10 protein-coding genes are annotated in these 12,358 nt (G+C 36.8%); 7 read left to right on the plus strand and 3 right to left on the minus strand.

What is annotated here, in order from left to right; all coding sequences use genetic code 11:
* Positions 1–33: 33 nt before the first annotated feature.
* The 3 genes from CRO54_RS12540 to CRO54_RS12550 all read right to left on the minus strand — a co-directional run bounded on the left by CRO54_RS12540 (position 34) and on the right by CRO54_RS12550 (position 4,951).
* Complete coding sequence (locus CRO54_RS12540) at positions 34–3,303, minus strand: SusC/RagA family TonB-linked outer membrane protein (RefSeq protein WP_097132425.1); 3,270 nt, start codon at positions 3,301–3,303, stop codon at positions 34–36.
* On the minus strand, positions 3,303–4,310 hold the full coding sequence (locus CRO54_RS12545; protein ID WP_097132426.1) for a FecR family protein: 1,008 nt from the start codon (positions 4,308–4,310) through the stop codon (positions 3,303–3,305). Before CRO54_RS12545 ends, CRO54_RS12540 begins: the two co-directional genes overlap by 1 nt.
* Positions 4,311–4,414: 104 nt before the next feature.
* Entirely contained in the window at positions 4,415–4,951 is a 537-nt protein-coding gene (locus CRO54_RS12550) for an RNA polymerase sigma factor (protein ID WP_097132427.1), read from the minus strand.
* A 172-nt stretch (positions 4,952–5,123) separates the two neighbouring features.
* Between CRO54_RS12550 and CRO54_RS12555 the strand changes: the two genes are divergently transcribed.
* From CRO54_RS12555 to CRO54_RS12585, 7 genes are all read left to right on the plus strand, one after another.
* Positions 5,124–5,438, plus strand: coding sequence for a hypothetical protein (locus CRO54_RS12555; RefSeq protein ID WP_097132428.1), 315 nt, complete (start codon positions 5,124–5,126; stop codon positions 5,436–5,438).
* 57 nt (positions 5,439–5,495) lie between these two features.
* Positions 5,496–5,912: a tail fiber domain-containing protein gene (locus CRO54_RS12560; protein ID WP_171047901.1), complete on the plus strand. Its 417-nt coding sequence runs from the start codon at positions 5,496–5,498 to the stop codon at positions 5,910–5,912.
* Positions 5,913–6,168: 256 nt separating this feature from the next.
* Positions 6,169–6,702 (plus strand): RNA polymerase sigma-70 factor, encoded by a 534-nt coding sequence (locus CRO54_RS12565; protein WP_240775099.1) that lies wholly within the window; start codon positions 6,169–6,171, stop codon positions 6,700–6,702.
* Between the two features lie 82 nt (positions 6,703–6,784).
* Positions 6,785–7,438 carry a hypothetical protein gene (locus CRO54_RS12570; RefSeq protein WP_097132430.1) on the plus strand — a complete coding sequence of 218 codons (654 nt, stop codon included), beginning with the start codon at positions 6,785–6,787 and terminating at the stop codon, positions 7,436–7,438.
* Between the two features lie 25 nt (positions 7,439–7,463).
* Positions 7,464–8,675, plus strand: coding sequence for a DUF4374 domain-containing protein (locus CRO54_RS12575; RefSeq protein WP_097132431.1), 1,212 nt, complete (start codon positions 7,464–7,466; stop codon positions 8,673–8,675).
* Between the two features lie 80 nt (positions 8,676–8,755).
* Positions 8,756–11,149: a TonB-dependent receptor gene (locus CRO54_RS12580; protein ID WP_097132432.1), complete on the plus strand. Its 2,394-nt coding sequence runs from the start codon at positions 8,756–8,758 to the stop codon at positions 11,147–11,149.
* A gap of 11 nt (positions 11,150–11,160) precedes the next feature.
* The gene (locus CRO54_RS12585; RefSeq protein ID WP_097132433.1) at positions 11,161–12,357 is read left to right on the plus strand and encodes a hypothetical protein; all 1,197 of its coding nucleotides are present in this window, start codon (positions 11,161–11,163) and stop codon (positions 12,355–12,357) included.
* The last annotated feature ends 1 nt before the right edge of the window (position 12,358 follow it).

Below are 12,358 nucleotides of genomic sequence, written 5' to 3' on the forward strand. Positions count from 1 at the left end.
TATGTTGAATGTGGATGATTTCATAATCAATTTTTATAAGCCAATTTTGACACCGAAAGTAAAAGCAGACGTTTCCGGCGTTACAAATCTTCGCTCTGCTACACCATTTCTACCTTTAGTACCTGCATCTTTGTACACATAAAAAAGATTGGTAGCATTAGCAAATAGATAAGCCCTGTCTAATGTTAATCTGCTCGCTAGTTTTTTAGGTAATGTGTAGCCCACGGTTACGTTAGAGAGTTTCAGATAGCTTGCATCGTACATATAGCGAGAAGAATTTGATACAATATTTCTATTAATAAGCAGTCTCGGAATATCGGTCACATCGCCAGGTCTTTGCCATCTGTCTACCAAATTCACGCTTTGATTTCTGTTCTGTAAGTTTCTACCATCAGACTCGTCCGCGTAGCTTACAAATAAATCAGCTCCATAGCTGTAAAGGATATTGAACGAGAAATTAAAATCGTATAAATTAAAAGTATTGATGAAACCACCTTGAAAATCTGGTAAGCGATCACCTAGTACCATAGTATTGCCAATTGGAAGTGCATTGATTTCTGAGGCATTTCTAATTACTCCATTGTTGTCGTAGAACATCTCTGAGCCATCTTGAGGGTTAACACCCGCCCAACGATAGCCATAAATAGCATTGGTACTGTTGCCAACCTTTAGTGCTGCTGCATCTGTTGCGGTGGCATATAATGAAGCAAAACCGTTGTTAAAAGAAATCAGCTTATTGGTGTTGGTACCTAAGTTAAATGACGTGAACCAGTTAAAATTCTGCTTGCTAATTACTGGGGTGTTGATGCTTAATTCGAAACCTTGGTTACGCATTTTACCGGTATTGGCAGAAATGTTGGCATAACCTGTTTCTAGCGGCACAGCTACACTAGAAATTAAATCTACGATGGTGTTGTTGTAGTATTCTGCGGTTACTTGCACTTTATTAAACAGCGTAAAATCTAAGGCGGTATTAAATTTGAAGTTTTTCTCCCAACCTAAATCTGGGTTAGGGGCACCACTAACATCTGGATATGATGCAACATTGCCATTATAGCCGTTGCCACTTTGCGTGCCAAAACTGTACAATCCTCTGGCAGCATAAGTTCCAATTCTAGAGTTACCCGTAGAACCAAAAGTAGTTCTCAATTTTAAGTGGTTAATTACGCTATTGTTTTTAAGGAAATCTTCATTGCTGATTATCCAAGCTAAACCAATTGCTCCATTCAATGCAACTTGTTTATCGCCACCAAAAATGGATGACTTATCTATGCGTCCATTAATGTTAGCGTAGTATTTCTTCTTGAAATCGTAACCCAATTGAGAATAATACGATACGTTAGCATCAGAATTTGTTGATGAAGCCGAAGACTGGTTTGTTGCCATATTTAACACACGATACCTGTCAAAACTAAATCCTGAACCAGAACCTCTTAGTAAGTCTGTTTTTTTGTCTGATAGTTGGGTTCCTATTAAAAAATTGAGGGTATGCGCATCCTTGAAAGTTTTGTCATAAGTAGCTTGTACAAATGCGGTATAGCTTAAGTAATTACGGTCGTAAATCGTTAATCTTCCATTTACATTTCTTCCGGTAGCATTTTGTGCCGATAAAAATTGTGTTTGTTTATTCTGGTAATTATCGGCTCCTATGGTTGCAGAAACAGCAATTTCTTTGGTGATTTGATAGCTGCCATTTAAATTCCCCATTAACTGTACCCCTTTATTGCTGTTTTGGTTCTGGCTAAGGATAGCCAAAGGGTTTGGAACACCTTGGATATCTTGATAAGTGCCATCTGCTGCCACAGCGGCTATATTTGGGGGTAAGATTACGCCTCCGAAAGTAGATAACTTGTTCTCTTGCGTGTAAGTAGGGCTAAGGTTAAAACCAACTTTGAATTTATCGTTAATTTGTTGGTCTACTCTTAAACGTAGATATACCTTTTGTAAATCACTGCCTAACGAGCTTGATTTTTGATTTCTGTAGCCGCTAGAAAGACGATAGGTGGTTTTTCCCGTTCCGCCAGAAACATCTAAGTTAAGGTTTTGATATATAGGAGTTCTGTTGGTTAAATCAAACCAATCAGTATCTGTTGTACTGCTTCCTGCAAATTGTGTAGCATCTGTAACCGAACGACCGCCATTAATGTAAGCTTCTCTTAATAAGCTGTAATATTGTGGGCCGCTCAACCATTTGTACTCGTTAATGAATCTAGAAATACCAGTGTCATAACCTACATTGAGCTTAGTTTTTCCAGCTTCTCCTGCTTTTGTAGTAATGATGATCACACCATTTGCAGCATCGGCACCGTATAAAGCAGAAGCGGTAGCATCTTTTAAAATCGAAATACTTCTAATATCGTCGGGGTTGATATTTGACATGGGGTTTAAATAACCTTCGCCATTAAAAACAGAAGCCTCATTACCACGTTGTTGCTCGTAAGCTGGTATTCCATCCACCACATACAGAGGCTGGGTTGAGGTACCCCTACTACCGGCGATGCTTGGTAAAGAGCCCTGTCCTCTAATGTTGATTTTAACAGGCGTATTTAGTTCTGTAGTGGTTTCTACATAAACTCCAGCTACCATACCTTCAATCAATTTGTCGAAACTTTCTATAGGCCTGTAGGTTTGTAACTGCTTGCTCGAAAGCTGCGATATACTGCCCACCACATCTTCCCTGCGTTTTTCTTTGGTGTAAGAACTGGTTACTACTACTTCATCCATTCCGAAGATATCGTTGTCCATTTCTACTTTTAAAAAACTTTGCTTGCCTACCGTAACCTCCTTGGTTAGCATCCCGATATAGATAAACTCAATGGTAGTTCTATCAATGTCTCCAACTAACTTGAATGTAAACTCACCATTAACATCGGTTATAGCACCTTGTCTGGTGCCTTTTTTAAAGATGTTAACTCCTGGTATAGGTGAGCCATCTTGTCGGCTAGTGACTACCCCAGTAATCAATCTCGTTTGAGGAGCTGCTTTTCTGATGCCTTTCCTGATCGCAATGTTATTGCCAGCCATATTAAAATCCAATCCCGACCTTCCTGATAGTAAGGTTAGCACCTCTTTCAGGTTATCTGTGGTGTTGAGGGTAAGCAACTGCGAAAGGTCAACTTCGTTTTTGTCGTAGTTAAACGTCAAACCTGTTTGTTTTTCGATATCCTTAAGTACTACATTTAAAGGCTTTTGATACACATTAACCGTTACCTTTGGATTTTTACTTTGCGCCAATGCAGGCAGGGTATGATAAAATAAGAGAAGCGTAAATACTAAAAGGATTTTAGGGTTAATTTGATTCATTAGGGAACTAAGGTTATTATGTTGTTATTGATTTTGTAGTTAATTCTTTTGGCAAAGCAGATATTTTGAATGATGCTGATGTAATCTGTTTTCGTGAAGTTTCCTGAGTATTTCCAGCGCTTATCGCTAGTTTTATTGATCAGCTTGATGCCGTAAGCGTTATAAAGTTTGGCAGCGATATCCTCAAAAGAGGCATTTTCGAAAATGATAGCGCCAGTTTGCCAAGCCGTAGTCTTGTTGGCATCAAAAGTGGATTTTTCCAATTGTTTAGAAGAGGCATTAACTGAGGCCATTTCTGTCGGCTTTAAAGTGATTTTTTGACTTTTGTCACTTAATTCAACAGTTACACTTCCTTCTACTAAAGCTATCGAAACGGCTGCCGAATTTCTATATGCAGAAACGTTGAACTTCGTTCCCAAAACTGTGGTATTTAGCCTATTGGTTTTTACGGTAAAAGGTCTGTCTATGTCTTTGCTGATTTCGAAGAAACCTTCGCCTTCCAGTTCAACCTCTCTTTTATCATTAGCAAAATGCTGCGGATATTTTAAAGTACTGTTGCTGTTTAGGGATATTTTAGAGCCGTCTTCAAGGGTAATGATAGCCGTTTTACCGTAATCATTATGGTAACTTATATATTCTTGTGGAGCCGATTTTTGATTGAGCAGATAAATCCCAAGTAAAGAAAAAATTAGCAATGATGCAGCTATAGCTAATTTTGCATAACTAAATAGCTTTGTGCTTTTTACTGGTTCAAGTGCCGCAGTTCCATGATGATCATCTAGAAAGTTGTCGAACTTCCCAAAAGCGTCATTTAATTCTGTTTCGTTAAGGTGAAGATGTAGTTTGCCCAAAAGCAGTTCTGCCTTATATATTTCATCTAATTTTTCGGGATTTAGGCTAATCCAGTTCTCCCAAAAAGCAATAGCTTGTTCGTTAGTTTGAAGATAATAAGCAATGAAAGATTCTTCTGCTGCAAAATCCTCGGCTTGATAGCGGTTAAATTTCATCTATGAATACTAAGTGTTTTTAGACTAGTTATAGATAAGAGTATCGAATGCCGGATTTTTACCAGAAGTTTTTGAAAAAAAATAAAAAAATTATAAATGGCTATTTACAGATTGAAAAAGCCACGCAATTGAGCAATTGCAGTATGTACGTGATTGTAAACGGTACGGTGTTTAAGATTTAGATTTTGCGCAATGGTCTGATAATCCAAACCTTCGAAAAACTTTAATTTAATAATTTCCCTTTGGGTCGGTGTCAATCGGTCTATCCCTGTTTGTAACTTGTACCGACTGGCGGCAGCTTGTTGATTGGCAATCAGTAGATCTTCGTATGAAAACTCCTGTAAACCTTCTACTTCCGGAAAATCTTCCATACTTCCAGTAAGTGTGTCTTGTTTAATTTGCCTCAATAATTTATTGCGTAAGCAGACTTTAAGATACGCTGGTACATGATTTACAGGCTGTAAAGAATTTCTCTTCTCCCAAAATTCGCAAAAAAGCTCGTGGATACTGTCTTGTGTTTTTTCTTTATCTGCAACCAATTTAAATCCATACACGTACAGCTGCTGGTAGCAGGCTTGATACAAGGTCTTCATGGCCAAGGTATCACCGGTACGAATTCTATCCCAAAGCTCGGTGTGCATAATTTGGCTACAAATATAAGATATTATCTTTTTGTTTAGAATTATTCTAAATAATTGTTTCCGATGGCTCTTGATGTAAAAATAACGAGAGATTAGAACTTTTAGCTAAAGCAAGCTGTTGTTTTACAGATAAATGATTTGCGCAACTCTACTTAACAATTATATTTGCGATATGAAGAAACAAAAACTGAGAAGCCTGATGATGCTTTGCCTGCTTTTTTTGCTAGGCTTGCTTTACAGTGCGCATGTTTTTGTAACCGATAACAAAGCTGTGGTACAAACAGCAATTGCTGATACTAATGATGACAATGCGGAAAGCGGAGAGGAAAATGTAAAAGAAGCTTCCCATCATTTTTTCTTGTTGGAAAAAATGCGCTATCATTTTAAGCCAGTTACTTCAATCGTGGTGAATTTAAATTTTCCTGTTGAAACCTCGCTTCCAGAACCTTACCTTCAGTTAAATACGCCACCGCCAGATTTTGCTTAAACGTTAGCAGAAAAATCAAACCATTACCAAATTTTCTTATAGATATAAATGTACAAAATGAAAAAATCAATTTTATTGGGTGCTATTGCCATGGTTGGCTTTGCCCTAAGCACAAACGCTCAAACTGTTAAACAAACAGAAATTACTTCTATCAATAATTCGTTAAATACAATTTTAAAGCTTACTCCAGTTAATTTTAGCTACGATAAAGATTGGGCTGGCAAATTGAAACTAAGCACACAAAAGCAAAGTGGATTTGCTGTAGAAGAAGTTGCAAAAATTGCTCCTGAGTTAGTAGTTAACCAACAAAAAACATATACTGCTGGTAAAAATAGCACCAAAACTGCTACTGTACCTGTGGTAGATTACGAAACGTTAATCCCTCTTTTAGTAGGTAGCATTAAAGAACAGCAATTGCAAATTGAATCTTTAAAGAAAGAGATTAGCACGTTGAGAAGCGCAAAATCTAAATAATAAATCTAACAACTTAATGCTTTAGGTCAACATTGTCGTCATCCTGAATTTATTTCAGGATCTTTCATGCAAAACAGATGCTGAAATAAATTCAGCATGACGTGATCCTAAAAGAAGTGTTTAGAAAAAAGAATTTACGTATTTAACGCTAAGTTCAGGTTGAATAAAAAGTCCCGATTTATTGGGACTTTTTATTTTCTTAAATTTCTGTTTATAATCAGTCTAAATAAGAGTATATTTGCCAAAAACCATTAGTTTGTCGACAGAAGTAAACCCTATTTTTTCCATTAACCGAAAAACATTTGAGGATGTTTACCATCGCTATTGGGAGAAAGTTTACGCAGTTTGCTATAATAATATCCGTGAGGTAGAAGTCGCCAAAGAAATGGTTCAGGATATTTTTAAATCCCTTTGGGAGCGTAGAGACAGTTTAGAACTCGAGAATGTAGGTCATTACCTCATCCGCTCTGCGAAATTTAAAACCTTCGAATACATTAGAAATAAGACCACTCGCCAAAAAATAGATGAGTTTAATTATCAAGGTTGCGTTAATTCGAGCAATTGTACAGAAGAACAAGTACTTTTTAATGAGCTAAAAGATAATGTAGATTTATTGGTTGATACCTTACCTTGCCAATGTAAACGAGTTTATAAAATGAGTAGGGAAGAAGGTTTAACCAACAGGGAAATTGCCGAGAAATTGGTAATTTCTGAGCGAGCAGTGGAATATCACATTACCAGAGCCATGACTACTTTAAAGGAAAAATTGGCTATCTTCAATAAAAAGTAAATACACTTACGGTAAATTAATGTTAACGCTACTACTCTTTAAAAGCATCAGAAATATTAGTTTTGTACCATAAATTAGGTTGATGAAAGTAAACGCCGATCTTTTAGAAAAATATCATAGCAACTTATGTACGCCCCAAGAACGTGCAGCGGTTGAAGATTGGCTAATGAGCACTGAAGTAGATGAACTGGAATTTCATTCTGAAAAAGATAAAGCCCTTATTGAAAATGCAATTTGGGAAGACGTGTCATCGGTATTACCGCCACCGCAAAATAAACCGAAGATAAAATCATTAAAACCTGCGTCTTACTACATGTGGAAAGGTGCAATAGCGGCAACTTTATTTATTGCTGTTCTAGGTTCGGCATTTTACTATTTGGCCAATAAGGAAGATAAGGCCGTAGAATTCGTAGCTTTTCATAATAAATCGGCATTAAAGGTAAACCACATTAGTTCTAAGGAATACAGCTTGGCCGTTGGACCAGAAACTTATGCCGAAATTAATGAGCATAGTGGTGTGATAGATTTGACTGGAAGTATTTTAATTTCTCCTAAAAAAGATATCGAACTGAAGTTTGATGGAGCCGATAGCAAAATAAATTTGAAAAAAGGACAAAGCTATATTATCCTCAATAGTAAATCTGGAAATCACGGTTTAATTGTGGTGAATGAAAGGAACTTGATTAGCTTGCCTCCAGTCATTCAGAAAAAGTTAATTCAGGAGTTTGATATTTAGGCTGGCCGATTATTGCCTCTATTCTATGAAAACAAGTACCGCCAAATTTTTAACCCTCTCTTTTGTTGCACTTTCTTTATTTTTTGTATGCGCCTGCAGATACTCGGCTAGGCCACTGGGCAAATATAGTATCCACTTGCTGGATATGGATGGTAAAGAGTATATTGTAACTACTGATAATTTAGAGAAAGGAATAATTAAACCTGAAAATATTACTGAACCCTTGCCTGATACAGTTTCACGGAATATTATCGTAAAAGATGGTTACTATTATTCGTTGCAAAGAAAATCAGATGTCTTAACAAAATATATCCTAAAAGATCGCAAACTTTTTGCTGTTGCACATTTGCCTCTTCAAGATTATAGCGAAGAAAATTTTTTATGGATCGGCAAAGATACTTTGTTGCTGAGCGGCTTAAATAACCAATCGAATACGGCAAAATATTACCTCATCAATACTGAAAAAATGAAGGTAATAGCTAATGGATTGCTGGATATAGAGAAGCCGCAAGGTAAGTTTGTTTCTATGTCTATTGGTTTTGTGCAGAAAAGAAGAGACACACTTTTTGTGGGTTACACTTTTCATCCGCCAATGCAGGGAGGTAATTATACCACTAGTGATACCACCTACATCTCCCGCTTAACCTATCCGCAAATGAAGAGCGTTGGTTTGCAAAAGGAAACCCGCTCTACTTATCCGGCTGGTGTAAATAATGTGCAACACAATGAGTTTACCGATGAGCATCAGGATTTCTATTTCATGTCTTGTCCGGGTATTGCCATGGGTAACCGCACCGATTTACCGACAGCCGTTTTCAGAATTAAAGCTAATAGTTCGTTGGTAGATCCAGCTTACTTTTTCAATCTTTCTTCTTCCGTAATTAGTAACCATGCTTATGGTTTATGGTATGTTGGAAATGGAAAAGCCATTGTTCGTTCGGAACGTAAAGATTTATATAAAGGGCTTTCTGACCATTATAGTACACCTCATTTTGAATTTTACCTGCTAGATATTGTCAGTCAAAAAGTAATTAAGAAGTTAGATTTACCTTTAGATAAAGGAACACGCAAAGAATGTGTTTTGGTAAATGGCGATATCGCATACATTGCCGTAAATTCTAGTACTGATGGCAATTACATTTGGAAGTATGACCTAAAAACTGGCAAACTTAGCAAAGGACTGCAGTTAGGAGGGATAACTGCCTTTATTGTTCGCTTAGACAGATTACTGGATTAATTTAGACTGATTTTAAATTTTTTCATTTTTCACCTTCGGGAAGAGATAAGTTGTGCTACTATGTTTAAAAAGGCACAAAAATGTTTCGGTTTAAATTACTGTTATCGTTCATCTTCTCCATTCTTATAATTTCGGTTTCTGCTCAGCAGAATGCCAGTATTTCTGGCTCAGTAACAGATAGTGCTGGTGTCATTATTGGGGCATCAGCACTTCTAAAAGGTACAAAAATTGGCGCAACTACTGATGCCAATGGCCGTTTTCAGCTTAAAAATATAAAGCCAGGAAACTATACTTTAATCGTTTCCTATATCGGTTTTCGAAGTATTAGTAGAGAAATTTCTCTTGCAGAAAATCAAAACTTACAGTTGAATTTTCTAATTGAGCCCAACCCAAACGATTTGAAAGGCGTAGATGTAAAAGGCAAAACAGTTAGCGTTGAGTTAAAGCAGTCGAGCTTTACTGTGAATGCAATTGATTTAAAGGCTTTTCAAAACACGAATGCCGATTTAAATGCCATCTTAAATAAGAGTTCAGGTATAAAGGTAAGAGAGAGTGGAGGCTTAGGTTCTGATTTCAATTTCACGTTGAATGGTCTTTCGGGTAGGCAGATTCGATTCTTTATTGATGGTATTCCTATGGAATCATTCGGCAGTTCTTTCGGTTTAAATAATATCCCAGTTAATCTCGCCGAACGTATTGAAGTGTACAAAGGTGTGGTGCCTGTAGAATTGGGGGCAGATGCTTTAGGAGGTGCGGTAAATGTGGTCACCAATCAATCTGTTCCGAAATTTTTGGATGCGAGTGTGAGTTATGGCTCGTTTAATACAACTAGAATAGCCCTTTCTGGTAAATACACAGATCAAAAAACTGGTTTGTACGTTAGCGCAAATGCTTACCATAACTACTCGGATAATAACTATCTGATGCGTAGTAACCCGAAGTACGACGTGATATTTGAAACTTATGAAAATGGAAAGCCAATACCAAGTGATGTCCGAAGATTTCATAGTGCCTACCGCTCTACCATGGCGCAAGTTGGCGTTGGTGTAGTTGATAAGCCTTGGGCCGATAAACTGGAGTTGAATCTCCTTTATTCTGATATGTACAAAGAGATACAGACAGGTGCCAATGTAAGCAGGGTGATTGGTGAAGTTACTAATCGTGAAAAATTTTTGATGCCTTCCCTAAAATACAAGAAAACCAATTTCTTGGCTAAAGGGTTAACCGCAACCTTATTTGCTTCTACTTCAGTACAGCGTTCCGATGTTCCAGACACTGCAAACTATAGATATAATTGGCAGGGAAGAGATCGAGAAGAATTGATTGCTGGAGAACTTTATGGCATAAAAACTGTCTACCATTATCGCAATACTGCCAGCATTGCTAGAGCAAACTTTAGCTACGAGATAGATGAAAATAATAGCTTTAACTTAAACTATAATTACAATCATTTTGCTAGAAGAGCAACAGAAAGTTTTGGTATTGCTCAAAATAATACCTTCGACATTCCAAATACGATTGGGAAACAGGTAGCCGGAATTGCCTATCAAAATAATGCATTTAATAAAAGATTAACTACTTCGGTATTTGGTAAATTCTATCATTTAAATGCCCTTGTGCGTAATGCAGTTTATTTTTCCCAAGAACAAACCTATCTGAAAAGTGATTCTGAAACCTCCAATAACTATTTCGGGTATGGCTTGGCTTCTCGATACAAATTAAGTGAAGAATTAGGAGTTAAGTTTTCTTACGAGCATGCTTATCGCTTGCAGGAAGGAGATGAATTGTTTGGAAATGGTGTTGATGTAGCTTCAAATATCAACTTAAAACCTGAGAATAGCGACAATATCAATCTTGGTGCTTACTATTATTTTCAGCCAAAAGATAAACACAAGTTTGCCATTGAAACTGCCTATTTTTTCCGCAATGCAAAAGACTTCATCTATTTTATTCCGAGTGGAGGTATTTACTCCATGTACAACAATTTAGCCGGAGCTAGAATCAATGGTGCAGAACTAGAGTTTCGTTACGGCTATACTGACTTATTAAATTTTAGTGTGAATGGTACTTATCAAAAAGCAATTAGCCGCCAACGTTATGAACCCAATAGGGATGTGTTAGATGCTACCTACGGCGACCGTATTCCTAACCAACCTTGGTTTTACGCCAATGCCAATATAGAGATTGGCAAAAATGACATTGGTGCTAAAGGAAACCGATTACAACTGGGCTTATCTAGTCAGTTTGTAAACTGGTTCTATCTCAATTGGGAAAGTAGAGGAAGCATCGAATCTAAAAATCAAATTCCTACACAGTTTTCGCATAATGCAACTGTGTCATACACCATGGCAAAAGGTAAATATAATGTAGCAGTAGAGGTAAATAACTTCACTAATGAATTGCTATATGACAATTTCAGATTGCAAAAGCCTGGCCGCTCCGTGTTTATGAAACTTAGATACTTCATTAAATAAAAATCAAAAACATGTTTACTAAATTCAAAAGAAAATCTCTTCTATTATTACTTGCCGTTTCGGTAATAGGCTTTAATGCTTGTAAAAAAAATAACTCTAATACAGAAGAGCCGGCAGAAAAAAACTACGGACTTTTAGTAAGTGCGGGTACACCTGCTGCAAGCTACATCTTAAATACCTCTAACTTAGCTGGTGGAACATTAACAACAGCAGGTAACGGTGCCGAAACGAGCACAAGTATCATCACTCAGAAAGGAGAGTATTTCTATGGTGTTAATGCCAATGGTAATTTAGTGAAATTTACTTCGAGCAATAAAACAACCACTGTAATTTCACAAGTTCAATTCAACCAAATTTCTTGGGCTTATTATTCTAGTTTCTTCGCTTGGAAAGACGACAATACTTTAGTGTTATTTAGTATCAACCAAGCCTTACAATTTGAATATGCTACGCTAAATGTATCAACAATGACGATCACTGCTTCTGGAAATATCAGTATTCCAAAACCTCTTACTGGATACTATTACTGGGGTAATAATGCAGTGTTTTTAGGCAATAAATTATACATCAGCTATAATGTGGTGCAAGATGGAACCAATATTCCTCTAAATGAAATACGTTTGGCTTCTATGGATTTTCCTAATGTAAGTAACGTTACCATAACTACAGATAATCGTTTTAACCAGCCAGCACATTATAACCTAAACTCTCCAGGTACGTTCGTTTATAATGATTACGCCTACATGTTAAATGCTCCAACCATTTGGATTGCCGGAGAAACAGGTGGTTCTTTTTCTATCTACCGTGTAGCTAGTGGAGCAACTACAGTTGATGCAAATTACCAATATGAAATTACTGATAGAACCAAGGAAGAAGTAAGTGGTTTGTTCAATGTTGGCAATGGAAAGGCTATCGTTAAAGTGATTGATAAAAGTCAGATTGCATCTTTTCAGGATTATGACAAAAGGATAAGCAGTTTTTACATTATTGACGTGGTAAACAAAACTAAAACTAAAATCAATATTCCTTTAAGCATTGCTAGACCTTACAGCAACGATATTTTAATAGATGGTGATGTAGCTTATATTGCAGCCTCTACTGCCGATGGTTATTATGTTTACAACTATACCATTTCTACAAATACTGTAACTAGAGGTGCAAAATTAGAAGGTGTAAATGGCGTAAACCAATTGGTGAAATATAAATAAG

It is taken from the genome of Pedobacter xixiisoli (assembly GCF_900215335.1).
GTDB lineage: Bacteria > Bacteroidota > Bacteroidia > Sphingobacteriales > Sphingobacteriaceae > Pedobacter > Pedobacter xixiisoli.